Raw genomic sequence first — 25,157 nt, 5'->3', positions numbered from 1 at the left:
GTGGGTGATCTTGCTGATGTCGTATTTTTTCTACCCTGAGAGGCCGCATGACGCTGTGGGCCCGTTGGTGCCGCGATCATCCCAATGTCATATGACACGGTCGTGATGAGGCTGCATGGGGGCGCTGAGGCTTCTCTCTAACTGAACGTGATGGATCGCAATGCGGCGATTCGCATCTGTAGACGGCGCGCAAATGAAACGGCCGCACTCTCACGAAGAAGAGTGCGGCCGCAGTTTGAACTTGGATGATGGCGCGAGAACCCGTACCGCGCTTTATGTCATTTCTCTGCGAAATATTTCGCCGAACACATCGACGCTGTCAGCGCCAGTTGCGTCGGGTCGGGCGTTCTGCCTGTAATTCTGTTGTACCACTCTCCGGCTTTATCCGATGCGAGCCTGACCGGCTTTGCAATCCGTTGCAACATGGCCGTGGTCGGCGACACGATGCTGACGTTCTCCATCATGCCGCGATCTTCGTGATCGAGAATATGGCAGTGCATGACGAATTCGCCGGTGAAGTCTTCATACTTGGTGCGCATGACAAGCGTATAACCCGCCTTGATGAACAACGTATCGCGCACTACGCCACGCAGATTGCAATACTCCTGATCGCCCGTCGCGATTTCCGCTGCGGTGCATCCACCATTGACGGGATCGAATATCGATACATTCGCCGCGTTCTTGATGTCCATGATCTTGAACTTGTTGGTGTGAATGTGAAAGACGTGCGTGGCTAGCGGAGTGGCCGACACATCCCACTCGTCGATGTGGCCGAGCGTGCCCGTGTAGGCGATCTGGTCCGGATGATAGAAATCCCCATTGATGAGGAACTGCGCCGGCGTCGTCGTTACGTTGATGCTGAAGGCGCCCGGCACGACCTTGTCGATCTGACCATCCACCGGCGCGACGGGCGCGAACGCGGTGAGAGTCAGCGAAGCAAGATCGTTCTTTGCAGGCGTCGCGAGCGAGGGATTGGCGGCTACCAGTTGATCGCGAATGTACTGCCAGTACTTCGAATGCGAGCCGACGGTGGTATTGGGAATGTTCACGCCAGGACCGACGCGGGCAAGGGAGAGCAACCGACGGTCTTTGACCTTCTCGGCGTTGGGCCGGAAATTGATCGTCGCGGAACTGTCGGCGGCTTCGTCGAGAATGCAATAAAGACCCGGTGATGGAAATGCAACCAGCACGTCGCTGCGATAACCGGGGTTCATCGAATTGACGGTTTTCTCGACCATCGCGGGCATCGTAATGCCGTCTTCGGCGAACTCCAGTTGATTGACGGTTTCGCCGCTGCACAGCGCATCGAGTGTGGTCGCTTGTGTTGCTTTCGAGGTCGCGTTAGCCAGTTTCGTTGCCGCTGTGGTTGTCGCCGTACTGACCTGCGCGGCGCTTAGCGATTGCGAATCCGCGAGACCCAGCGCCGACAGATTCGCACGCACGATCTTCACGTTGATCGTGTCGCGATTGCCGCCGTGAACCATGCGCAGGCGGCGGATATCGCCGGCAGGAACGAGCGAAAGTGCGTTTGGAAATACGGGTTGCACGACGCCGTTGATCTGCGTATAGCGGCCCGAGATTTCCCATGTCGAATTCAATTGACCGGCATGACCCGGACGCGGGTCGGTCACAAACGAAAGCTGATTCGTGTAGCCGCGTATTGCCCCAGCACTGCTGCCCTTTGGGCAGATCCATTCGAACGTGGTGGGGTCGGCGAGCGGTACGTCGGATGTGTCGCTACTGAAGCAGCCGTATTCGATCTGCTGGAACAGCATCACGTGTTCGCGCAGCGGCAGGTTGAACAACTTGTAATGCAGGATCGTGTCGATATCGGCAGTGCCGTCCGAGACACCCGCGCGAGCCGCGCGCGAACCCCGCACGATCAGTACGCCTGCCATTCCGCTCGCCACGTCGATAGCAGTCGATCCATGTAGATGCGCGTGATACCAGAATGTGCCGGAAGGGTGATTCGCGGGAATGTTGTACGTGTAGCGTTGTGACTTGGTCGGCAATACTGACAGCAGCACGTTGTCAGATGTGCCTGACGGCGACACATGCAGCCCGTGCGTGTGAATATTGGTGTAGTTGAAACAGTGCGGCGTCGTATGGTCGTTCGGAGCGCCCGGACACACGTCCAGCGGATCAGTGGTCGGCAGATTGTTATTCAAGGTCAGGTTGAGCGTCGCACCCGGTTTGATCGTGATGGTCGGTCCTGTCGGGCAGCCGTTATACGAGCGCATCAACACGTTATCAAACGAATTCGTGTCAGGGTTGTAGATGCTGTACTGACCCATCTTCGCCGTCAATGTCACCGATGCTGAATTGCCCAGTGGATTGAGTCCGGCAAGACATTGCAGACGCGCAAGAATCGATGCGAGTCCGCTAGTCGTAGCGGTCGATGAGTTATCGGAAACCGCAGCGGCTGTATCGCTCAAATCGGAGAAGGATCGCAACGTGGTCGTACTTTGTGCATGAGCCGGTGCAATGGACACAGCAACAAAAGCCGCTGCGACGAGAGTGATGAGATGGAATCGCATCGGAGGCTCCTCGACAATCAATCGGTTTGACGTTGATCTTCCTAGACGACAATAGGCTGTCGGGAAGATGTAAAAAGCCTTAACCGGAAGGCATGTGTGCGATAGCACACATAAGCGAGTCGAGCGCTGAATGTGATGAGACGCAGTAGCGTTCAAGTGGGAAAAACAGCTGTTAATTCGTATTGAACGTTAATGAACGTTGTTGCTCGGCGTGAGTCAATGAACTCGAATGAGGAAAGACCAGGCAACGCGAATTGCAGTGCACGGCGTAGGGATAAGGCACCTATCAGGTGCAATAAATCGTGCACATGAACAGGGCGGCGCAAACAAAATAAGCCTTTATTAAAGCCACTTTATCGATGTCGATCCGTCATGGCAGCGGTGCGTTACCTCTGCCATGCTTCCTGTCCGAATCAGCTTCACGTTCCGCTGCTTGCGCTGCTTCGGCCTTCACCTGTTCCTGCGCGTGAAGCAGCGAAGATGAAAAGAAACATCCCATAACCGCAGACAGAATAATAAAAATAGCAGCGGCATCGACCAGCAAACCGAATCGAATGAAGATGTAGTAGCAACAAAGAAGATTCGCAAAATGCAGCAGTAGGCCGACAAAAGCGGTTCCCTTCGGCACCGCCCTGATGAACGCAGCAAATCGTGAATCCTTGCGCGGCACGTACCAGACGATCAACAAGCCGAAGATCATGATAAATGCGCTTTCGGCCCACTTCAGCCATGTGGGGCGACGCAAAAAGCGTCCCTCGAAAATCGTCTCGATGACCTGCGCCTGAATCTCGATGCCAGGCACCAGTTCTCCGAGCGGTGTAGTGCGCATGTCCGTCACACCGGCACCGGTGAGTCCGATCAGCACCAGCTTGTTGCGGATGCGCTCGGGATCGACCTTTCCTTGCAAGACGTCGCGCGCTGAGACGTACCGGCTCAGCGTCGAGCGAATTGATGCGAAGTGCAGCCAGATGTCGCCGCCGGGTTGCGTGGGCACCAGCACATCCGCGACGCCCATTACCTGCACGCCCGATGAGTTTGCAAACACTTCTACTGCTGGCGAGTCAGTGGCAACGCGGAGCATTTCCATCGGCAGACTGGGGACCAACTTTTCGCCGAGGCCCATGACGAGCGGAATATGACGGACCACGCCTTGTTCGAGCGCGACGCTTAACATGGCCTGGCCGTGAGCGGCAGCCTGCAACTCCGGCAAACTGGCGAGCACGAATTCGTAGCGCGGCACGCTGTTCAGCGGGTCGGTGCCGTGCACGAGAATCGGCGCGCTGCGCAAATCGGTGCGTGTCGTGAAGGCGGCGTGATCGAGTGCGGCTGCACCGAGAATGGTTGGCGCGGCCCGCAGCGATCGCGCGAGGATCGCGTCGTGGCTCGGAAGCGCGCGCAATTCGGCGGCGAGCGATGCCGCCGATTTCGGCAGATTGTCGGCCACCTTGTCGGGCGAGGTCTGGTCCGGCTCCGGCATGTAAATATCGAGCCCGATAGCCAGCGGTTTTTGTGCCGCAATCGCGTCGATCAGCCCGGCGAGCCGGTTGCGCGGCCACGGCCACTGGCCGACACTCGCGAGTGTCTCTTCATCGATCTCGACGATGGTAACCGGCTGAGTCGTCGGAATTCGCGGATAGTGACGTTGAAACTGGTCGAATAGCAATTGCCGCGCGGTTTTGAACGAGTCCGGCAAAGTTTCGTCGAGCGTGTTCACAAAAGCGGGACGCGGAAGGTTGCTCGGCCATTCGCTCGACAGGTTGAGCAGGCTCAGCGCGAGCAGCATGATGAGCGCGACGGGACGCCCCTGGATCATCTTCAGCCAACGCCTGATCCGCGGAAACCATGGGTCGTAGACGCGTTTCATCAACGGGAGATTTTGTCGGCGCGGATCATTGAATCGTGATGACAACCCGTCGATTCATCTTGTTCGGAACGCCGTCCGCCGTTGGAACCAGCGGCTCACGCTTGCCCCGTCCCGCAGTCTCGATCTGCTGAACAGGAATGCCTTCCTTCACCAGAAACGATGCAGCGCTCTGGGCTCGCCGCATCGACAGCCTGTCGTTGAATTCCTGCGAGCCGGCCAGATCGGTGTGGCCGATCACGACAACCTGAGGCGCGGGCCAGTGCGCCAGAACCGCCTTCATTTTTTCGACCGTGGCAGGCGACTCGGGCGCGAGTTCCGTCGCGGAGTCGAACAGGAAAAATAACGTGAAGGTCATCGGGCGAGGCGGGCGTGCAGCGAGTAGCGCGCTGTATCGGGCCTGCACGTTCGACGAGCTATCCATGGTCTTTTCCATCGAGCCGTTGCTGGCGACATCGACGCCCGCGTACGCCTTGTCGATTGTTTGCTCGCCGTTGGCGCTGTGGACAACGACGGCGCCGACCTTGCCTTCCGGGTCGGGCAGCAGGATGATTCTGTCCGGCGGCGTGCTGCATCCGCCCAGTAACGCGAGCGCGGCGAATGCCGCAGCGGTGATCGGCGGGACACGTCGAAGCTTGCCTCTCATCGCGCACTCTCCTTGCTATCACCGACTTCGATAATGAACTCGGTGCCGCGTACGCCGAGGGTGGTGGTCGGCGTACTGAAACGAACGGCGTCGGGTCTCGCCTTGGCCAGTTTTCCGGAAATCACCGCTAGCGAGCCATGTTTGACGGTGGCGTCGAGCACGCCGTCGTGAGTCGTGGCATCGAACGCGAACTTGTTGAGTTCGAGAATCGTATTGGCACCAGCAGAGAGTTGGGTCGTATCGCGCAACGTGATGCCGACCGACGACTCGGGGCCGGTCACGACGCGATCGCTGCTATAAACATCGCTGCCGATGGCGGCGCCCAGGCTCGCTCCGGCATGCTCGATCTGCACGTTGCCCTTGACGGTTTTAACGACGCCGGCCGCGTCATCGGCGACGGCATTGACGCTGGCCACGCATCCGCAGATCAGGATCAGTACGCATTCGAAGGGCGGGAGACGCATCGCTGGCACCTGATGGTGTAAACGCTACGCTACGCTTTGCGGTAGCGGGACATCCCCGAGGTCGGCGTCGTGTTGTAATTGAAGTTCGTGAGACTGCTCGCGAAGCGGAGCAAATGAAGGATATGCAGAATTGCCGCCTCTGGACATCGGACCAGGATGTCCTTGCGCCGTCCAGCAGAGTATGGCCCCAACCGGAACGGCTCTGTGCGCTTGCGCGCATACCGCGAAAGGAAGAACTTGCGGTAGACGATATTTCGTTTTTAGAGCGGTCGCCGTTCGAGCGGGATGCTTTTCGGCGCTTTTTTTAAGGTACTTTGTAAGGAGCCAAATTGTGTTGATCTTCCGGCAACTCTTCGATCAGCAATCGTCGACCTACACGTATCTGCTTGCCGATAGCTCGACGGCAGAAGCTGTGTTGATCGATCCGGTATTCGAGCAGGCACGCCGCGATACGGCATTGATCGAAGAACTTGGCTTGCGTCTTCTTTATACGATCGACACGCACGTCCATGCCGATCACGTCACAGGTGCGTGGTTGCTAAAACGCGGTACAGGTAGCCAGATTGCGATCTCCGCCGCGAGCGGGGCCGAAGGCGGCGACCGCTATCTGAGTGAGGGCGAGCGGGTCGAATTCGGTTCACGGCATCTGCTGGTTCGCGCTACGCCGGGTCATACGAGCGGCTGCATCAGCCTGGTACTCGACGACCGGAGCATGGCTTTTACCGGCGACTGTCTGCTGATCCGGGGTACAGGTCGCACGGATTTCCAGAATGGCGACGCGCGCGCGATGTTCGAGGCAGTCCACGGCAAGATCTTTTCTCTGCCTGCCACGTGCCTGCTATATCCCGCTCACGATTACCGTGGATTGACGGTGACGAGCGTCGGCGAGGAGCGGCGATTCAATCCACGGCTCGGCGGAGAGTTGTGCGAAGACGATTTCGCGGGGTATATGTCGAATCTGCGCTTGCCGCATCCCAAACAGATCGACGTGGCCGTGCCCGCGAATCTGAAATGCGGCGTCGCGGCAAACGACCCGACGCAACTGGGTCAACCTGTTTGGGCGCCATTGACCTACACGTTTGCGGGCATCTGGGAAATCAATCCTGAATGGCTGGAGGAAAATCTGCATTCGGTGCAGATCGTCGACGTGCGCGAACCCGACGAATTCGACGGACCGCTCGGGCGTATCCCCAACGCACAACTGGTTTCACTCGGCGATCTCGCTAACCGCACCGGCGAGCTTGAGAAAGCGCAGCCAATCGTGACAGTTTGCCGCGCGGGAGGACGTTCGGCGCACGCCACGGTCATACTCCGGCAGGCTGGATTTGACGCGGTGGCCAATCTCGCGGGCGGCATGCTGCGCTGGCGAGCCGAAGGGCGGGTGGTTGAAAACGGCAGCGTGTAGTCAGGTTAAAACACCGTGCGGGGCGTGCAGAACCTCGGCGCAAGGCACCTGCTGTAATAAAATTGTTAGCTTCAAGTCAGCGCGACCGTCACCGGCGGGCGCTTCCCTAGGTCGAGAGTTAAACGCACATGCCATATTTTTTCGGAATCGGTCTTCACGTCATCATCGCGATTTATTTTGCGGTGCATGCCGTGCGGAATCAGCAGAGCATCTACTGGCTTTTCATTCTCTTCGTATTCCCGATGCTGGGAAGCGTGGTCTATCTGTTCGCCGTCTACCTGCCGAGCCTGCGTCAATCGCGCGGCGCGCGCGCGGCCACCCAGGCAATCACGCAATTCGTCGATCCGAATCGCGCGGTGCGCGAGGCACGCGCCGATTTCGACCGCTCGCCGACGGTTCAGCATCGGCTTCGTCTCGGTGATGCATTGTTGGCTGCCGGTAACGCAGGCGAAGCACTGGAGCATTTTCAGGCGGCCGCAAACGGCCCCTTTGCGAATGATCCCGCGTTGCTGCTCGGCCTCGCCAAAGCGCAGTTTGCCGTGAACAACCCCACAGCCGCCGACGCAACCCTGTTGCGTCTGTTCGACGCGAATCCGCAAGCCCGTAATCAGGGCGAGCCGGCGCTGCTATACGCGCGCGTCCTCGCCGCGCTCGGAGCGCCCGGCACGCGTGCGGCGTTCGAGCAGGCGTTGACGTGCGCCGGCGATGTCGCGCCGCGCTGCCTGTTCGCCGACTGGCTGGCAAAGCAACCGGACGATGCCGACCGCCGTCGCGCCGACAGCCTGTACGCGGAAATCGTTCAGGATGCGAGACACTGGCCGCGTCACGCGAAGGAACATAACCGGGAGTGGCTGCAACGCGCGCAGGCGGCGTCGACGCGTCGGTAGGCGCAGTCTTCTCATGGCCCGATAGCGGCTTGCAAAGACTGCATTTCCAGGCAAGCTTCGTTATCGCCTAGACTGGGATGTACCCCGTTTCCTGCACGCGCCGCGAGCCGTGCTGCGAAAGATGATCCCCAAGGACAGCAACGAGAACTTCGGCGCCGGCGGACAAAAGCCGGCTGCCCAGGTTCTCATTCGACCTGAACCCAATGGCGATGGCGCACGTGGCGTCATCGGGTCGGCGGTTGCATGGCTGGAGCGGGTCGATCCCGGCACGCATCGGCGAATCAAGGGACTGCGGCTCGTCACCGCCTATGGCATCGCCGCCGCGTTGGGCACGTTGCAGGACATCATGCACAACCTGCCCGGCGCGACCTCGGTCGGTTCGCTGGCCGCGAGCTTCGCGCTTTGGGCAAGCGTGTCGGAAGCGCGTATCGAACGGACGGAATCCAGCCGGGACCTGGTGGTGCTGTGCGCCGCCGCCGCTTTCGGCGCGGCGATCTTCATCGTTCTCTCGCTGCCATTGCGGGCAATCGCCACGGCAGGCCCGGAACTGACGCTCGTGACCGGCGCATTTCTGGTCGGCTATCTGAAGCGCTTCGGCATTCTCGGCGGTGGCACGGGCTCGCAAATCTATATCGGGCAGTTGGCTCGCATACGGCGCTCATCTCACGATGGTGGAGTTGCCTGCGGTCGCCGTCGCCAGCCTGATCGCGATGCTTGCGTCGATCGTGCCGCGCATGCTCAGCGGCCCCGCCGAACATCCCGCCACGACGCTGCTTTCTCCGGTCGATATACCCGACAGGTGGACGCTTTCTCCCGAACTCATCATGGGCTTGCAGGCGGCCAGCGGCGCACTCGTCGTCGTCGCGTTGAACGAGGCGGTCGGGCTCAAGGAATCGGCGTGGGCGATCACGGCGTGCACGTATGTCGTCGCGGGGTCCGCGAGCGGCACGGCGGAGCGTGTACGGCGGCGGATTATCGGCACGCTGGTGGGCGTGCCGCTGGGTCTTGTGTGCCTGCCGCTGGTCGTTCACGCGCCGCTGCTGGCCTGGGCCGCGGCGGCGATGGCGATGATCGTCTACGCGATGGCCTTGCCCAACCGCTACGACATCGCCTGCGGAGCGTTCGCCTTCACGCTGATCGTGACGCTGGCGATCGGCGGCGTCCATTCGGTGCCGCTGCTCGCCGCGCGCGCCTGGGAGACGCTGCTCGGCGGCGCGCTCGGCCTCGCGGCTTCACGGTTCATTTTTCCGCTGCGATTGGGAAGCGACGCGCGGTCATAGCTCCGATTCGATCGGCAGCAGGCTGAGGAACCAGATTCCGACGCGCTTGAGTCCCGACACGTCCGGCTCGTCGAGTTCCGTTTCTTTTCCATTGGCGTCGGTGTCGATCCAGACGATCCGCTTTGTACCGTTCGCGTCGGTCCGTTCTTCGAGTCGCCACGCTATCTGATCCAGTTTCGGCTCCAGGCCGTCGACGACCTGTGCCGCGAGCGCACCGCTTTCGCAATACACGCCGATTTCCGTATTCAGCGTGATCGAACGAGGATCGAGATTCATCGAGCCGATGAAGATGCTGGACTTGTCGAACACGTAAGTCTTCGCATGCAGCGACGCCTTCGACGAACCCAGCAGCGACTTCTTCTCCTTCGAATCGCCGGAAGAAGCCGCCGGTTTCAACTCGTACAGATGAACGCCCGCATCGAGCAGATCCTTGCGATAGCGCTGATATCCGGCATGCACGGCCGCCACGTCGGTGGCTGCGAGCGAGTTGGTGAGAATGGTGACGCGAACACCGCGCGCGGTTTCTTTGCTCAGCCATTCGACGCCCTTTTTGCCGGGCACGAAGTAGGGCGAAACGATCAGCATCTGCTGACTGGGTTCGACGCTCAACGAATTGAACTGCGTCAGCAGATGGCCGGTGGAATCATCCGGGGAACGCGTGATTTTTGCGGGGTCGTCATAGAGCAGGGTCGCTTTGCCCCACGCAAAATCGATGTCGCGCATCTGCATCAGATCCGCATAGCGCTGCGTGGCCCGGGCGACGTAGGGTGTATCGCGTTGTGATGCAACGAACGCATCCAGACGCTTGCGATAAGCGTCGAGCGCGCCAGGTTCCGCCGGATGACCCGTCAGGTTTTCGATCGGATACGCCGCGTCGGAATTCCAGAACTCGTCAAACGCGACGGAGATTTTGCTGACCACGGCGCCATGCGTCAGCACGTCGAGATCGCCGAACGACACGTCGTTGGACGCGCCGAAATACTCGTCGCCGATATTGCGGCCGCCGACGATGGCCGCTTCGTTGTCGGCGATGATCGACTTGTTGTGCATGCGCCGGTTCACGCGGCTGAACTCCAATGCCGCGCCCACTTTCTTGAAGCTTCGGCTCGCGACCGGATTGAACAGCCGCAACTGAATGTTTGGATGCGACGCGAGTGCCAGCAGCACCTGGTCGTCTCCGTTGGTGCCGAGGTCGTCGAGCAGCACGCGTACTCTCACGCCGCGATCCGCCGCGCGCAGCACCGCGTTCGCCAGGTGCCGGCCCGTCAGGTCGTCATGCCAGATGTAGTACTGGAGATCGAGCGTGCGATCCGCGGCGTCGGTGAGTGCGATTCGGCCGAGCAAGGCGTCGACGCCATCGGGCAGCAGGTAAAACGCGGTCTGATCCGGATGCTTGCGCTCCTGCGGCGTGAAGGCCGCACCGAGACGCGTGCTTTCCGACGGCGCGACGGCGTGGGTTTCGGTTCGCCCTGCCTGCGGCGGCAGGCTCGCGCAAGCCGACAACAGGGCCACCAGCAGGACCGCGAACGCGGCGCGAAACTTTGTCATGGCAACACTCCGTACTACACGCGGTTATGCGACGAAATCGGCGGCCATGTCGGCGTCGGTGCGCGCTTCGAGTCGTCCGCTACGGCAGGCGTCGCGGAATACCTCGTAGTCCCGCTCCACCTGGTCGGCGTACGCGCGCGAATAGCCGACCAGCGCTTCCGTCATCTGGTCGCCGTTGCCGAGATAGGCGGCCACCTCGGTGGCCTGTCCGCCTGCTTTGGCGTGCGCCCGCGCGAGTACCCAGCCGCACAGGCCCGCATATTCGCGGAACGTCTCTTTTGAAAAGAGTTCGAGCGTGGCCGAGACTTTCATGTCGCGCAGTTGACGCCCGTAAATGTGCCGTCCGAACGGACCGGTAGTCCAGCCGAGGAACGGATCGCTCGCGCCCTGCATCAGACGCTGGCCATGCACCACACGCTGGCCCTGATGTTTCGACACAGGCGCTTCGAAATACCGTGATACGACTGAGGTCGACGCTTCCTTGAACTGGATGAACAATGGCTTCTCATGAGGATCGACCATCAACAGGATCAGGCAACGCGTTCCCACGCTGCCGACGCCGACAACCTTGAACGCAACGTCCTGCATCGAGAAATGCGCGAGCAGATTGCCGCGCACCGGTCCGAGTGACTTCAGATAATGACGGTAGATTGGCGCCATCAGCTTGGGCCATTCGCCGAGACCCAGCCAGTCGTCGTCGTGCGTGAAGAGGGTGTTTTTTCCGTGGACGTGAAACACGCCTGGTGGCGTATCGCGAATCTGCCAAACCCCGTTCCGGTGACTGGCAAGCTTCGGCAGCATCGTCTCGTGCGTGCGGCGCGACGCTCTTTCGATGCCGCTGCGGATATGAACGCGCGCATCTTCCGAAGTCGAAGTCTGTTCGAGGCGATCGAACGTGATGAGTTCGTACCAGAGTTCGAGCGGGCTCAGCGCCGAATAGGTCGAGGTCCACCGCTGATAGCTTTGTGCGACGATCGAGACGACTTCGTCGGCCAGTTTGTCGCCGTGGCCGAGATGCCGCACTGCAATGTAAAGACTTGCCGCGAGCCGTTTTAGATCCCACTCCCACGGACCGACGGCGGTTTCGTCGAAATCGTTGATGTCGAATGCCAGTGCGCGCTCCGGCGTTGCGAAGCCACCGAAGTTCATCAAATGGCAATCGCCGCAAATCTGGAAGTGGAAGCCGCTATTGGCCGTGGTCGCGAGATCGTGCGCCTGGATGATCGCGCTGCCGCGATAGAACGTGAACGGCGACGCAAGCATGCGTCCATAGCGCAACGGGATGAGAGCTTCGACGCGGCCCTGGCTGTTTTCGCGCAGTAGCTGGACCGGATCGCGGTCGGTGTTGCCGATCTTCGTGTGTGCGCTGCGCGGCGTGTTCTTGCGTGCGCTCCGGCCGATTGCGCGGCGTTCCTCGAGCGAGTCAGACGGCGTCATCGTGAGCCCCTTGGGAATGCGGTGTTATTGAATTCGTTTCTAACGCGACGACTGGACCGTGCCAGGGTGAATGTCGCTGAAGCTCATCAACCGGTTTTGCGCATTGCGTGGGCTGGGCTGTGCAGTCACGGTATGGACTGCGCCGGGTCAGCCGGTTAGCCTGTTCAGACTTTAGCGTGTCTGTTCGATTATTTCCATTTCCATCGAGCCTTACGGTTTGCCTTTCCAGCCGTACAATCAAACCGGCAGCGACGCGCCGGGAATCTGCCGGTTGATCCGCTGCGCCTGCCTGTAGACCTCGTGCATCAACAGAGCCGTATTGCGCGATGGCGGCGAGAACTTCGAATAGACGAAGGTCGACACGAGTTCGAGTTCTTCCACCAGCGGACGGATGAGGAAGCCCTGGCCGTCCGCAGCGAATTCGTCGACGATAGCGAGCCCGAGGCCGCCCTTGACCAGCGCCAGCGCCTGGTCCGCGCGCGTGACGTCCACCACCGATTGCAGATCGACATTAGCCTGCTGGCACGCGCGCGCGATCATCGTGCCGAACGGAATGTCGCGCCGGAACAGGATCATCGGCTCGCCGATCAGATCGGCGAGCGCAATCGGCCCGGTCGCCGCGAGGCGATGGCCGGACGGCACGACACACACCATCCTGCCGCGCATGAACGGCACGACGTCGAGATGCTCGTGTTCGATCGGCATCGACGTGATGGCGACATCGACGGCTTTGCTCAGCACTTCCATCGGCATATCGGCCATCAGCGTGGTATGCCAGTCGACGCTCAAGCCGGGCAATTGCCGTTTCAACTCGACAATCGCGGGCGCGACGATCGACGTCGCCAGTGACGGGCTGCACGACACCCGCAGCAAACTAGCCGGTCCCAGCGACAGCGCGCGCGCAAATTCATCGACACTCAACGCCGCCTGATAGACCTGCTCGACCTCACGGAATAGCGCCTGCGCTTCCGCCGTAGGAATCAGCCGACCCTTTGTGCGTTCGAACAGCCGCAGGCCCAGGGTGGTCTCCGTATGCGAAACGAGCTTGCTGACGGCGGGTTGCGACACGTACAGCATCTTCGCCGCCGCGTTGATCGACCCCGTCAGCATGACCGCGCGAAACACTTCCATCTGCCTGAGCTTGAACCGCATGCGTCCTCCAGAACATGTAATCCGGGGATCTTAACCAAAAGTTATAGGGTAGCTGAATCTCGGCATACGACAAGCTGACGACAACTATCTAGTATCTGCTCAACGGAAGCCCCGGCTTCCGCATGGCGTCCCCGGCACCGCGAAAGTGGCGCTGCACCGGTGAAAGCGGCGGCCCGAACGATCCGCGGACCGGCTCGCGGGACGCGCTAAAAAAGCAGACAGGAAGGAGACACGATGAATCACGCAACCCAGTCCGGCGTCGCGTCACTCGACATGGCGACAACCGCGCGGCGCACCCGCGCCCGCTTCGGCATCCTCGCGCTGCTGGCGGTCGGCACGATGATCAACTATCTCGATCGCAGCGTCGCCGGCATTGCCGCGCCGAGCATGAGCCACGAACTCGGCCTCAATCCCGCGCTGATGGGCGTGATCTTCTCCGCGTTCTCGTGGACCTACACCGCCTCGCAGATTCCCGGCGGCGTGATGCTGGACCGCGTCGGCACCCGCTGGACCTATTTCTTCGCGCTCACGCTGTGGTCGCTCTTCACCGGATTACAAGGACTCGCAACCGGCTTCGTGTCGCTGCTGATCATGCGTCTGCTGATCGGCATCGCCGAGGCGCCGTGTTTTCCGACCAATAGCCGCGTGGTGGCGATCTGGTTTCCGCAGAGCGAGCGCGCTCGCGCAACCGGCATCTATACCTTCGCCGAATACGTCGGGCTCGCCTTTCTGAGTCCGCTGCTGTTCTGGCTCGAACAGCGCTATGGATGGCGCACGCTGTTCGGCATTGTCGGTACGGTCGGTGTCGTGTTCGGCGGTATCTGGCTGATGCGTTTTCACGAGCCGCATCAATCGAAAAGCGCGAATCGCGCGGAACTCGACTACATCGCGAACGGCGGCGGTGTGGTCGACGGAAGCCAGAAGGCGACGCACTTCCGCTGGTCCGATATCGGCGCACTGTTGAAACGCCGCAGCATGCTCGGCATCTGCATCGGCCAGTTCGCGTGCAATTCGACCAACGTGTTTTTCCTGACGTGGTTCCCGACTTACCTCGTAACCGAGCGTCATATGCCGTGGCTGAGAGTCGGGCTGATCGCGGTGCTGCCGTTTATCGCTGCGTCGGTCGGCACGCTCGCCGGTGGCTGGATTTCCGACGCGATGCTGCGCCGGGGCATCTCGCTGAACTGGTCGCGCAAGCTGCCGGTGATCGCGGGACTGCTGGCCGCGTCGAGCATCGTTCTCGCCAACTATGTCGAATCCACGCCGATGGTGATCGCGATTCTGTGCGTCGCGTACTTTGCGCAAGGCATGTCGGCGCTTGCATGGATGATCGTCTCCGACATCGCGCCGAAGGGTTTGCTCGGCTTGAGCGGCGGTCTCTTCAATCTGTTCGCCAACGCGGCGGGAATCGTCACGCCGCTGGTCATCGGCCTGATCGTCAATGCGACCGGATCGTTCGTCTATGCGCTGGCTTTTATCTCGGCGGTCACGCTGGTTGGCGCGCTTTCGTACATTTTCGTGGTCGGCGATATCAAGCGCATCGAACTACCGAACAACCTCATTTAAAGGAACAAGCTGGATATGACTCGCTATCACGAAGGAAAAGTGGCCATCGTCACGGGCGCCGCGCGCGGCATCGGTCTGGGCATCGCGAAGAAACTGAAAGCAGACGGCGCACGTGTCGTGGTGTGGGATCTGAATGTCGGCGAGTGCGGCGCGGAGCAGTTGGGCTTCGAGCCGGATCATGTGCAGCAGGTGGACGTTGCATCGATCGAATCGGTTGAACAGGCTTTTGCGGTCACGCTCGATAAAGTGCGGCATGTCGATATCCTCGTCAATAACGCGGGCATCAACGGGCCGGTCGCGCCGTGCTGGGAGTATCCGGTCGATGCATGGCAACGCGTGATCGCCGTCGATCTGAACAGCGTGTTTTACTGCTGCCGCGTTGCGATTCCGCACATGCGCGCGCGGGGCGGCGGCCGCATCGTCAATGTGGCGTCGATTGCGGGCAAGGAGGGCGTGCAGTTCATTTCAGGGTACTCGGCGGCGAAGGCGGGTGTGATCGCGTTCACGAAAGCGGCCGCGAAAGAGTTGGCGAAAGACAACGTGCTGATCAACTGCGTCGCGCCCGCGATGGTCGAGACCGAACTGTTCAGCGAGATGTCCGACGCGCACATCGAAGCGAGCAAGGCGAAAATCCCGATGGGCCGCTTCCTTCAGATCGACGAAGTCGGCGCGATGGTGAGCTGGATCGCAAGTCCCGAATGCAGCTTTACCAGCGGCTTCACGTTCGATCTGACCGGCGGGAGGGCCACCTATTGAACCCGCTGAGCGTAGCGCCGAAGCTGGCGGTCGCGCATCTCACCGCGCTGGAACTGACGCCATGCGAACTGGTGCGGCACGCCGCGCGCGCGGGCTTCGGCGCGGTCGGGCTGAGGCTGAACCCGACCGCCGCTGGCGCGGTTGCGTATCCCTCTCTCGTGGGAAGCAGCGCGCATCGCGAATTGCGGCGTGTTCTCGCAGACGAAGGCGTCTCGGTGCATGACGTCGAGTTCATTCCGGTCATGCCCGACATCGACGTCGCCTCGTTTGCGCCGATGTTCGATGCCGCCGCCGATCTCGGCGCGCGTTGCGTGACGGTTTCCGGCGACGACCCGGATGCCGCGCGACTCGCGGCCAGCCTTGCCGCGCTGTGCGAACTCGCGGCGCGGTCCGGCTTACGCGTCGATCTGGAATTCATGCGCTGGCGTCATGTCGGCACGCTGCGCGAGGCGCGCGCGATGGTCGAACGCGCGGGCAGCGCCAACCTCGCGATTCTCGTCGATGCATTGCATCTCACGCGCTCGGGCGGATCTCCCGCCGATGTCCGCGCGCTGCCCGAGCACATGGTGCGTGCGGTGCAGCTTTGCGATGCATCGTCCATCGACCCGGTCGGCGACGACGCGACGATTCTCGAAGCTCGCGCCGGCCGCTTGCCACCAGGGCAAGGTGCGTTGCCTTTGGGCGAATTGCTGAACGCTTTGCCTGCGGGAACGACGCTCGGCGTCGAAATGCCATTGCCTTCACTACCCGCCGATGAGCGGCTCGAACTCGCCTATCGCAGCACGCGCGATATGCTGGCGTCTTCGCACTACCGTTACGAACTGTCTGGAGCATCTCGTCAATGACCATTTTCGACGAAGAAAAAATCGACTGTCATAACCATATTTTCGATCCGGTGCGCTTTCCGTATCGCGACGACACCGCGTATCGTCCGTCGATGCAGGAGATCGGCACCGCTGCGCAATTCGCTCGCGTAATGGACGCGTGCGGCGTACAGCACGCGCTGCTGGTCGGCCCAACGAGCGGCTATCGCACCGACAACCACTGCATGCTTGACGCGATCGAGCAGGGCGGCAATCGCTTCAAGGGTATCGCCGTGGTGGACAACGACGTGAGCCGCGCGACGCTCGTGGAGATGAAGCGTGCGGGCGTCGTGGGCGTCGCGTTCAACCCAGCGATGGAAGGTGTCGAAGCGATGAGCGATGCCGACTCTCTCTTCGACACGCTTGCCGACCTCGATATGTTCGCGCAAATACAGGTCACCGGCGATCAGCTGATTGCATTGGAACCGTTGATCGCGCGCACGTCGACGCGAGTGCTGATCGACCATTGCGGCCGTCCCGAAGCGGCTGCGGGTTTGAACCAGCCGGGCTTTCAGGCACTGCTTCGTCTCGCCGACGCAGGCCGAACCGTGGTCAAGCTGTCGGGGCTGCAAAAGATTTCGCAACTCGATTACCCGTACGAAGATGCGCAGCCGTTCGCGTTGCAACTGCTTCGCACGTTCGGGCCGGATCGTTGTGTGTGGGGTTCGGACTGGCCGTTCCTGCGCTCGCCGGTACGGATGGATTACGCGCCGCTGTTGACGCTGATCCAGCGCCTGATTCCCGACTCCAACGCACGCCGGCGCGTCTTGTGGGACACTCCGCGCAGCCTGTTCGGCTTTTGAAGCTGACCCTCTTGCAGGCATGTTTCGGTTACCACCTCAGACCTCGATTTTGATGACCATTACCGGCAATACCCAAGTATTCATGATCGTCGGCGACCCTGTCGCTCAAGTGCGCGCCCCCGAGATCTACAACCATCTTTTCCAGCGGCACAACGTGGACGCCGTGCTGGTGCCCATGAAAGTGCCCCCCGCGAGCCTCGCCGGTTTCGTGCGTCATACGATGGCAGCGGGGAATGTCGGCGGCATGTGGGTGACGATTCCGCACAAGGCCGCGATGCAGAACCTGATGGATCGATGCGATCCGCTTGCACAGATCGCGGGCGCGGTGAATGCCGTGCGACGCGGCGACGACGGCGCGATTGAAGGCGCGCTGTTCGACGGTCTTGGCTTCGTCAACGGGCTGGATTATTTCGGCATTCCGCTTGCCGGCCGACGTGTGCTCGTGGTCGGTGCGGGCGGAGGCGGCCAGGCCGTGGCCGCCGCGCTGGCACAGCGAGGCGTGGGCCATCTGGCTATCTACAACCGCACGGCGGCGCGTGCTGCCGAACTGGTCGCGCGTTTGGCGCCGGTGTTCGGCAACATCGTGTCGGTCGCTGAAAGCGCCGATCCGGCGGGCTATGACCTGATCGTCAATTGCACGTCGCAAGGACTGAAGGCGGACGATCCACTGCCGGTCGACGTGCCTCGGGTGGACGAGGGCGCGTCGGTGGTGGACATCATCATGACCCGCGAACCCACGCCGTTGCTGAAGGCGTGCGCACAACGCGGCATTGCGGCTCATGCCGGATTCGAAATGCTGGTGCAACAGATTCCCGAATACCTGAAGTTCTTCGGTATGACGGACCTCGCGCAAACGCTGCAGAACGACCTGACTGAAGTGCGCTCGCTCCTCTATCCGAGGTGACGGCTGCCTGATTGCGGTTCAAGCTAAGATTCGAAGACCGCGTCGGCACGCTCGCAATCCGTTTGAATGGCGGCGCGATTGCGGGCGAGTCTCGCCAACTTCAAAAGGAAACCGCATGACCCAGGCTTCGAGCTATGCGAACGGCCAGATTATTTACGTCGACGGCGGATGGCTGGCGGTGCTCTGAAAACGCGCTTGCTCTAACGAAGAACCTGTTGCACCCGTTGCGATGGCCCGGCCTATAAAAACTCAGGCTGCAAGCCATCGCAATTAATTCCGTCATACCGATCTCAATCCAGTTCAACAGAATTAAATACGCTCGATTGGAATTAAATTCGAAATGAATAATTGCTCTTAAATAGCAATTCATCAAGTATCGACCGTTGATTTGTTTATACCAATTAGTTGGTTTGGTGGAAGTTGTCTGAGCGCTATCGTAGCCATCTCAATCAAGAAGCGATGCAGTACTGGCTTTCATTGAAAGCCGCTACAGCGTCATAAAGATGGCGATAGCCCGTGCAGTGCGTACCAAAGCGCACGCATAACCTCAGCCCTTCACAACAATGAGCGACAGCTTCCTCGATACAACGCCGCTAGATCCGCGCGCCAAACCCCTCATCGACGCTCTGACCATCGAGTACGACACCCGATACCAGGACTTCAGGGCCAAGGGCGTGACCGCTGCACAGGAACTTGCCCGCTATCCCGCTGAATTATTCGCGCCACCGCATGGTGCATTCGTGTTGCTGCTCCGCGATGGACAGACGATAGGCGGCGGCGCATTCAAACGTTACGACGAACATACCGCCGAATTGAAGCGCGTATGGACGCACGGTGATTTCCGCCGGCAGGGACTGGCGAGGCAGGTGCTTCAGCAACTCGAAGCGCGCGCTATCCGGCAAGGCTACAGCCGTGTTTATCTCACGACAGGTTTCCGGCAGCCGGAAGCGTGGGGTTTATATGTCGATTCCGGCTACGCGCCGTTATTCGATACCTCGCTCGATCCTCAGGTGATTCTTCATTTGCCCTTCGGCAAAGATCTGCTGGAGCCCGCGCGAACCAGCAGCCTCGACGATCTGAGAAAAGCCGAACTCGCGGTACCCGCCGAGTGGCGCAAGTAAATCCGCGCTGGCAAACCGCTTCGTAGATAACCTAAGGAAACCCCAATCATGACGAGTGGAAACATTCGCAAGTCGCTCGTGCTGAGCGCGATTGCAGTTGTGGTGTTCGGCCTCGGTTCAACAGCCTTCGCGGCCAATACGCTGGATTTGACGCCCGAGCAACGTATCCACATTCGCGCGGATCAGGACAAGGACGCGATCAAGTCCCTGCCCACGAGCTTCAGGTTTGTGCAGAACGACTCGTTGACAGTGGGCATTGCGGTGGCGTTGCCGCCGCTTAGCACCTACGCGACCGACGAGAAGACGGTGGTCGGCTTCGACCCGGACCTCGCGCAACTCGTCGCCGACAGCATTGGAAAGAAGCTGAAGCTGGTTCCGGTTGCATGGGCGGACTGGCCGCTGGCGCTCGCGTCGGGCAAGGTCGACGCGGTGATTTCGAACGTGACCGTGACCGAGGAGCGCAAGGAGAAATTCGATTTCTCGACGTATCGAAGGGACCAACTCGGTTTCTATACGAAGGTGGATAGCAAGATTACGTCGATCAAGGAACCGAAGGATGTCGCGGGTTTGCGAATCATCACCGATGCCGGCACGAATCAGGAAAAGATTCTGCTGGAATGGGACAAGGAAAACGTGGCGCACGGTCTGAAGCCACTCAGCATTCAATACTACGATGACGAGGCGGTGCGGGAAGTCGCGCTGCAGGCCGGACGCGCCGACGCGATTTTTAGTGTCAATGCGATGCTGGCTTATGTCGCGGCGCGGCAAGGGAAACTGCATCAGGTCGGCACTGTCAGCGGCGGCTGGCCGCGTACCGCCGAAGTGGCGATCACGACCCGCCGGGGCAGCGGTCTCGCCGATCCGCTCACCACGTCGCTGAACGATCTGATCGCGGACGGGAAGTACCATCAGATTCTGGATAAATGGAATCTGGATTCCGAGGCTATCAACAAGGCCGCGACCAATCCGCCGGGCTTGCCAAAACTCTGATAAAGCAAAGCCGTCATCCCGGTCGATGCCAACGCCGGGATGACGGCGGCGATGATCTTTCTGCCATGCAAAACATCAAGAAGCGGCCATTGCTATCCGCCCGCTTGCGACCGCGCACATGTAGACCGCTCCTCGGTGTTTAAGAACTTCTCTTTAGCCAAAGGTGTTCTCACCTGCACAACCGCAGGGTGATTGCGCACGTCCGCGAGATTGCGTGAACACCAGAAAAAGCGATTCATATTCAGGGCATCGATGAACAAAATATTCACAGGCTGGAACCGACCGGCGCGGCTTCGCTGAAGCCTGAAAAATCCACGAATTTCGATCTCGGACTGGCGCTCAATCCGCTGCCGAAACTCACCCTCATGTTGGCGGTTCGCGCCAACAATCTGTTCAACGTTTACCCGAAGACTTTGCCCGCCGATAACCGGTTGCCCGGTATTCAATATGAAACGGCTTCATCTCAGACCGGCGTGAACGGCGAGTCCTATTACCACTGAGAGAAATATCTGTTTTAGCAGCCGAATCTCCACCCTGAAACCTTCATATGGATAGCTCTATTTAGTGAAAGTACTGGAGTGGGGTTCGGTGATAATTAATCAGAGCAGTTTGCCTTTACGTCAAAGTACGCGCACCCAGCAAGTGCTAACGACAATTGCCCGAGACGAGTCGTCACAAATCATGTCCTATTCAATTTCCCTGCTCGACAAAAGTCCCATTGCCGACGGTGCAACCGCAGCCGATGCGCTCAAATTCACCATCGCATTGGCGCAGGCGGCGGAGCGGCTCGGTTACCATCGCTTCTGGGTCGCGGAGCATCACGGCGCGCCGGGTCTCGCCAGCTCCGCGCCGGAGATTGTCGTTTCACATCTGCTGGCTCATACCTCGAAGATTCGCATTGGTTCGGGTGGCGTGATGCTTCAGCATTACAGCCCGTTCAAAGTGGCGGAGAACTTCCGGCTGCTCGCTTCGCTTGCGCCCGGGCGCGTCGATCTCGGCGTCGGTAAAGCGCCCGGCGGATTGCCGTCGACTACGCGTGCATTGCAGTGGTTTCACGACAAATCGAAGAAACCCGATTTTGCGGGTCAACTCGCGGAACTCGATGCATTCCTCGGTGCTGGTGTTGCGGACGATCATCCGTTAGCCGGCGCGCAGGCTATGCCTGTGCCGCCAGAATCGCCAGAACGGATTCTGCTGGGTGGAAGCGCCGAGAGCGCTGCGCTGGCGGCGCGTTATGGGTGGTCGTTCTGCTACGCTGGGCATTTCAATGGCGACGATGCGAACATCGAACGCTCCATTCAAACCTATCGCGACGCAAGCCAGCGCGCGCCGCTACTCGCCCTGTTTGCATTCGCTGCAGAGACGAAAGAGCAGGCCGCGCAACTGGTAGGTCCGCTGCGCATCTTCAAGCTGCAACTGTCGAATGGACAGAGCTTCAATCTGGGCAGCGCACAAGCCGCAGAAGTGTTTGCGCGTCAGACCGGCGCATCCGGTTATCGCATCGACGAACAGCGTCCTTACGTCATCGCGGGCACCCCCGAAGACGTTCATCGCGAACTCGACCGGCTCAGCGAGCGCTTCGGTATCGAGGAGTTCGTGATCGATTCGCCGGTCTCCAGTTACGCCGAGCGCCTTGCATCGGTCGAGCTTCTCGCCGCAGCTTGCGAAGTCGCCAGCGTTTGATCCTGTTCCCAACATTCTGAATAGCGACAATCACCATGACAACGCGAAACATCAATTTCGGCATCATGTTGCACGGAGCCGGCGGCCACATGAATTCATGGAAACATCCGGCGGGGCCAGCCGATGCCAGTGTCAATCTCGACTTCATTATTCGCACGACAAAAAAGGCTGAAGACAACGGCATTGCCTTCGCTTTTGTCGCGGACGGGTTGTATATCAACGAGAAATCGATTCCTCATTTTCTCAACCGCTTTGAGCCGATTTCGATTCTTTCCGCGCTGGCCTCGGTGACTTCGAAGATTGGACTCGCCGGAACGATTTCGACTTCGTATAGCGAGCCGTTCACGGTGGCGAGGCAGTTTGCATCGCTCGATCTGATCAGTGGCGGGCGTGCCGGATGGAATGTCGTGACCACACCGCTCGAAGGCACCGCGAAGAACTACAGCGCGACTCATCCCGAGCACGCTTTACGCTATCAGATTGCCGATGAGTACCTGAGCGTAACGCAAGGGTTGTGGGATAGTTGGGATGACGATGCAGTTATCCGCGACCGCGAAACAGGCGTCTTTTTCGACAAGGACAAGCTGCATACGCTGGACCACAAAGGCAAGTTCTTTCAGGTCGCAGGACCTCTGAATATTGGCCGATCTCCGCAAGGGCAGCCGGTCATTTTTCAGGCGGGGTCGTCTGAGCCGGGCGTTGCGCTCGCCGGTAAATACGCCGATGCCGTGTTCACCCATTCGCCTTCGCTCGAAGAAACGCGGGTCTTTTCGGAGCAGGTCAAGAATAGTGCGGTAGAACATGGGCGCAGTCGCGACGATGTGAAGATCTACCCCGGCATCGGTCCGGTTGTGGGCGCGACGGCCGAAGAGGCGGAAGCGAAGTATCGCGCGATACGAGACCTGCTGAGTATCGACGAAGCGCTCGCCTATCTCGGCCGCTACTTCGATCACCATGACTTCAGCGCTTATCCGCTCGACGAACCGTTTCCCGAACTCGGCGATATCGGCAGGAACAGTTTTCGTTCGACCACCGACCGCATCAAGTCGGAGGCTCGCCGGAAGGGTCTCACGTTGCGCCAGGTCGCGCTGGAAACCGCTACGCCAAAGCCGCAATTCATCGGCACCGGCGAACAGGTCGCGGACGAGATCATTCGCTGGATCGATGCAGGCGCGGCCGACGGCTTTATTCTTGGTTTCGCGGTTCAGGCGCAAGGCCTCGACGATTTTATCCAGTACGTGATTCCGGTTCTCGAAGCACGCGGTCGTTATCAACGCACGCTGCAAGGCAAAACCTTGCGTGACCATCTCGGTTTGCCGCGTAAGGAAAGTCGCTACGCGCTGGCCGAAGCAGTCTAAAAAATAGGCGGTCGCGGATTCGCCAGCCGCGTCAGATGCGCGGGTGCGTCCGGGCCGCCATGGCATCCCCCATGCAATAAAGGACAGAGAATCATGAACAAGTCCACCGAGCTCATGAGCCAGGCACTTTCTCCTGGTCTCGCCACGACGCCGACCGACTATTCGCGCTTGCGCATCGTTCCGGCTCGCTACCGGGCCCGGACAGCAGGGACCATTCTCGCTGTCGTGCTGATCGTTTTGTTGCTGAACTCGGTTCTGGGCAATCAGCATTGGGAATGGAGCGTATTCGCCGAGTGGTTCTTTTCCGGGCCGGTTCTCGCGGGCTTGGGGAAGACCCTGCTGCTGACCGCATTGGGTGCGTTATTCGGATTTATGCTCGGAACGCCGATCGCACTCGCGAGAGTGTCGCGCTCCCCGTTGCTCGCCGCCAGCGCCTGGGCTTTCGTGTGGGTTTTTCGCTCTGTCCCGTTGCTGGTTCTGCTATTGCTGCTGAACAACCTCGGCTACCTGTACGAAACGATCTGGATTGGCGTGCCCTTTACCAGCATCACTTTTGCCAATCTTCAAACTACCGAACTGATCAGCCCGTTCTTTGCGGCAGTACTGGGGCTCACGCTCAATCATGCCGCGTATGCATCCGAGGCAATCCGCGGCGGCATTCTGTCGGTCGATCAGGGGCAACTCGAGGCCGCTGCTGCGCTCGGATTGCCACGAATCCATCAGGCGTGGCGAATCGTGTTGCCGCAAGCCATGCGTTCCATCCTGCCGACCGCGTTCAACAACCTGATCGGTCTTGCTCAGGGAACCTCGGTCGTATATGTCCTGGCCATGCCGGAACTGTTCTATACGATCCAGGTGATCTACCGGCGCAATCTCGAAGTCATTCCGCTGCTGATGGTCGCGACGGTCTGGTATCTGATTATCCTGACCGTTCTGTCCGCCATCCAGGTGCATATCGAACGCTACTACTCGCGCGGTGCTTTGCGTAATCCGAAGCCGTCGTTCGTTATGTCGTTGCTGACGCGCTGGCGTCGGCGTGAGCAATCTGGCGCGGCGGAAAATGTTTCCAGCGTCGCTAATGCTGCTACGGGTGCGGCAACGATCTGCGGATGGAAGCGTAGTGAGAGCCGGGGCGGCGAAGTAGCGATTCACGGCGTCTCGAAGAGTTTTGGAACGTTGAAGGTTCTCGACAACGTATCGCTCACCGTGCGCGCCGGCAGCGTCACGGTCATTCTCGGGCGCTCGGGATCGGGTAAATCGACACTGCTGCGGACGATCAATCATCTTGAGCGTGTCGACGACGGATTCATCGATATCGACGGCGAACTGATTGGCTACCGGCGCGACGGCAACACGCTCTACGAATTGAAGGAACGCGAGATCTTGCGGCGTCGGATCGATGTCGGGATGGTGTTCCAGAACTTCAACCTGTTCGCGCATCTGACCGTGCTGGAGAACATTATCGAAGCGCCGCTGGCGCTGAGTGAAATCGGCAGGCCGGAGGCTGAAAAACTGGCGCGCGAGTTGTTGGCGCGCGTTGGGCTCGCCGGCAAGGAAGACGTCTATCCGCGGCAGTTATCTGGTGGCCAGCAACAACGCGTGGCGATTGCGCGCGCGCTTGCGTTGAAGCCCAAAGTTCTCCTGTTCGATGAGCCGACTTCGGCGCTCGACCCCGAGCTTGTCAATGAGGTGCTCGATGTGATCAAGGAGTTGGCGCAATCAGGAACCACGCTGATCGTCGTCACGCATGAAATCGGGTTCGCGCGCGAAGTCGCCGACACCATTGTTTTTATGGAGCAGGGACGCATTCTGGAGACCGGCAGCCCTGACAAAGTGTTCAATGCGCCGGACCATTCGCGTACGCGTGAGTTTTTGTCAAAAGTGTTGTGACGCGGA

The 25,157-nt window shown here is 60.0% G+C and carries 20 protein-coding genes and 1 pseudogene; 13 read left to right on the top strand and 8 right to left on the bottom strand.

The window, feature by feature from the left end:
- Window positions 1-278 precede the first annotated feature (278 nt).
- The 4 genes from ABH945_RS31180 to ABH945_RS31165 form a co-directional block, all read right to left on the bottom strand.
- A complete protein-coding gene (locus ABH945_RS31180) occupies window positions 279-2,537 on the bottom strand; it encodes a multicopper oxidase family protein (RefSeq protein ID WP_429253228.1) in 2,259 nt (752 codons plus the stop codon).
- A 370-nt stretch (window positions 2,538-2,907) separates the two neighbouring features.
- Window positions 2,908-4,350 carry a CHASE2 domain-containing protein gene (locus ABH945_RS31175; protein WP_429253227.1) on the bottom strand — a complete coding sequence of 481 codons (1,443 nt, stop codon included), beginning with the start codon at window positions 4,348-4,350 and terminating at the stop codon, window positions 2,908-2,910.
- Between the two features lie 76 nt (window positions 4,351-4,426).
- Complete coding sequence (locus ABH945_RS31170; RefSeq protein ID WP_429253226.1) at window positions 4,427-5,044, bottom strand: OmpA family protein; 618 nt, start codon at window positions 5,042-5,044, stop codon at window positions 4,427-4,429.
- The gene (locus ABH945_RS31165) at window positions 5,041-5,508 is read right to left on the bottom strand and encodes a FecR family protein (RefSeq protein WP_074771844.1); all 468 of its coding nucleotides are present in this window, start codon (window positions 5,506-5,508) and stop codon (window positions 5,041-5,043) included. The genes ABH945_RS31170 and ABH945_RS31165 overlap by 4 nt, the downstream gene beginning before the upstream one ends.
- Before the next feature lie 334 nt (window positions 5,509-5,842).
- Here ABH945_RS31165 and ABH945_RS31160 point away from each other — a divergent pair, with 334 nt between their 5' ends.
- The 3 genes and pseudogenes from ABH945_RS31160 to ABH945_RS31150 all read left to right on the top strand — a co-directional run bounded on the left by ABH945_RS31160 (window position 5,843) and on the right by ABH945_RS31150 (window position 9,080).
- Window positions 5,843-6,913, top strand: coding sequence for an MBL fold metallo-hydrolase (locus tag ABH945_RS31160; protein ID WP_429253278.1), 1,071 nt, complete (start codon window positions 5,843-5,845; stop codon window positions 6,911-6,913).
- Between the two features lie 128 nt (window positions 6,914-7,041).
- Window positions 7,042-7,800, top strand: coding sequence for a tetratricopeptide repeat protein (locus ABH945_RS31155; protein WP_429253225.1), 759 nt, complete (start codon window positions 7,042-7,044; stop codon window positions 7,798-7,800).
- Between the two features lie 121 nt (window positions 7,801-7,921).
- A pseudogene (locus ABH945_RS31150) lies at window positions 7,922-9,080 on the top strand (FUSC family protein).
- Here ABH945_RS31150 and ABH945_RS31145 read toward each other — a convergent pair.
- From ABH945_RS31145 to ABH945_RS31135, 3 genes are all read right to left on the bottom strand, one after another.
- Window positions 9,075-10,628, bottom strand: coding sequence for a phospholipase D family protein (locus ABH945_RS31145; protein WP_429253224.1), 1,554 nt, complete (start codon window positions 10,626-10,628; stop codon window positions 9,075-9,077). The pseudogene ABH945_RS31150 and the gene ABH945_RS31145 overlap by 6 nt on opposite strands.
- A 24-nt stretch (window positions 10,629-10,652) precedes the next feature.
- Complete coding sequence (locus ABH945_RS31140; RefSeq protein WP_429253223.1) at window positions 10,653-12,065, bottom strand: DUF2252 domain-containing protein; 1,413 nt, start codon at window positions 12,063-12,065, stop codon at window positions 10,653-10,655.
- 237 nt (window positions 12,066-12,302) lie between these two features.
- Window positions 12,303-13,217: a LysR family transcriptional regulator gene (locus ABH945_RS31135; RefSeq protein WP_074771833.1), complete on the bottom strand. Its 915-nt coding sequence runs from the start codon at window positions 13,215-13,217 to the stop codon at window positions 12,303-12,305.
- 234 nt (window positions 13,218-13,451) lie between these two features.
- Between ABH945_RS31135 and ABH945_RS31130 the strand changes: the two genes are divergently transcribed.
- The 7 genes from ABH945_RS31130 (at window position 13,452) to ABH945_RS31100 (ending at window position 20,220) form a co-directional block, all read left to right on the top strand.
- Complete coding sequence (locus tag ABH945_RS31130) at window positions 13,452-14,783, top strand: MFS transporter (RefSeq protein ID WP_074771831.1); 1,332 nt, start codon at window positions 13,452-13,454, stop codon at window positions 14,781-14,783.
- Between the two features lie 15 nt (window positions 14,784-14,798).
- Window positions 14,799-15,539: an SDR family NAD(P)-dependent oxidoreductase gene (locus ABH945_RS31125; protein WP_074771829.1), complete on the top strand. Its 741-nt coding sequence runs from the start codon at window positions 14,799-14,801 to the stop codon at window positions 15,537-15,539.
- Complete coding sequence (locus ABH945_RS31120) at window positions 15,536-16,384, top strand: sugar phosphate isomerase/epimerase family protein (protein WP_429253222.1); 849 nt, start codon at window positions 15,536-15,538, stop codon at window positions 16,382-16,384. The genes ABH945_RS31125 and ABH945_RS31120 overlap by 4 nt, the downstream gene beginning before the upstream one ends.
- Complete coding sequence (locus ABH945_RS31115) at window positions 16,381-17,205, top strand: amidohydrolase family protein (protein ID WP_429253221.1); 825 nt, start codon at window positions 16,381-16,383, stop codon at window positions 17,203-17,205. The genes ABH945_RS31120 and ABH945_RS31115 overlap by 4 nt, the downstream gene beginning before the upstream one ends.
- A 52-nt stretch (window positions 17,206-17,257) precedes the next feature.
- Window positions 17,258-18,109, top strand: coding sequence for a shikimate dehydrogenase family protein (locus tag ABH945_RS31110; protein WP_429253220.1), 852 nt, complete (start codon window positions 17,258-17,260; stop codon window positions 18,107-18,109).
- A 563-nt stretch (window positions 18,110-18,672) separates the two neighbouring features.
- Window positions 18,673-19,230: a GNAT family N-acetyltransferase gene (locus ABH945_RS31105; protein ID WP_429253219.1), complete on the top strand. Its 558-nt coding sequence runs from the start codon at window positions 18,673-18,675 to the stop codon at window positions 19,228-19,230.
- 48 nt (window positions 19,231-19,278) lie between these two features.
- The gene (locus ABH945_RS31100) at window positions 19,279-20,220 is read left to right on the top strand and encodes an ABC transporter substrate-binding protein (protein WP_429253218.1); all 942 of its coding nucleotides are present in this window, start codon (window positions 19,279-19,281) and stop codon (window positions 20,218-20,220) included.
- Between the two features lie 92 nt (window positions 20,221-20,312).
- On the opposite strand, the gene ABH945_RS31095 is transcribed toward ABH945_RS31100, so the two are convergent.
- Window positions 20,313-20,666 carry a hypothetical protein gene (locus ABH945_RS31095; RefSeq protein WP_429253217.1) on the bottom strand — a complete coding sequence of 118 codons (354 nt, stop codon included), beginning with the start codon at window positions 20,664-20,666 and terminating at the stop codon, window positions 20,313-20,315.
- A 235-nt stretch (window positions 20,667-20,901) separates the two neighbouring features.
- Here ABH945_RS31095 and ABH945_RS31090 point away from each other — a divergent pair, with 235 nt between their 5' ends.
- From ABH945_RS31090 to ABH945_RS31080, 3 genes are all read left to right on the top strand, one after another.
- Window positions 20,902-21,903, top strand: coding sequence for an LLM class flavin-dependent oxidoreductase (locus ABH945_RS31090; RefSeq protein ID WP_429253216.1), 1,002 nt, complete (start codon window positions 20,902-20,904; stop codon window positions 21,901-21,903).
- A 35-nt stretch (window positions 21,904-21,938) separates the two neighbouring features.
- Window positions 21,939-23,261: an LLM class flavin-dependent oxidoreductase gene (locus ABH945_RS31085; RefSeq protein WP_429253215.1), complete on the top strand. Its 1,323-nt coding sequence runs from the start codon at window positions 21,939-21,941 to the stop codon at window positions 23,259-23,261.
- Between the two features lie 93 nt (window positions 23,262-23,354).
- Entirely contained in the window at window positions 23,355-25,151 is a 1,797-nt protein-coding gene (locus ABH945_RS31080; protein ID WP_429253214.1) for an amino acid ABC transporter permease/ATP-binding protein, read from the top strand.
- Window positions 25,152-25,157: the final 6 nt, after the last annotated feature.

The sequence above is a fragment of the Paraburkholderia sp. GAS333 genome (genome assembly GCF_050435665.1).
GTDB lineage: Bacteria > Pseudomonadota > Gammaproteobacteria > Burkholderiales > Burkholderiaceae > Paraburkholderia > Paraburkholderia fungorum_A.
This window is presented reverse-complemented; position numbering and strand designations above follow the sequence as displayed.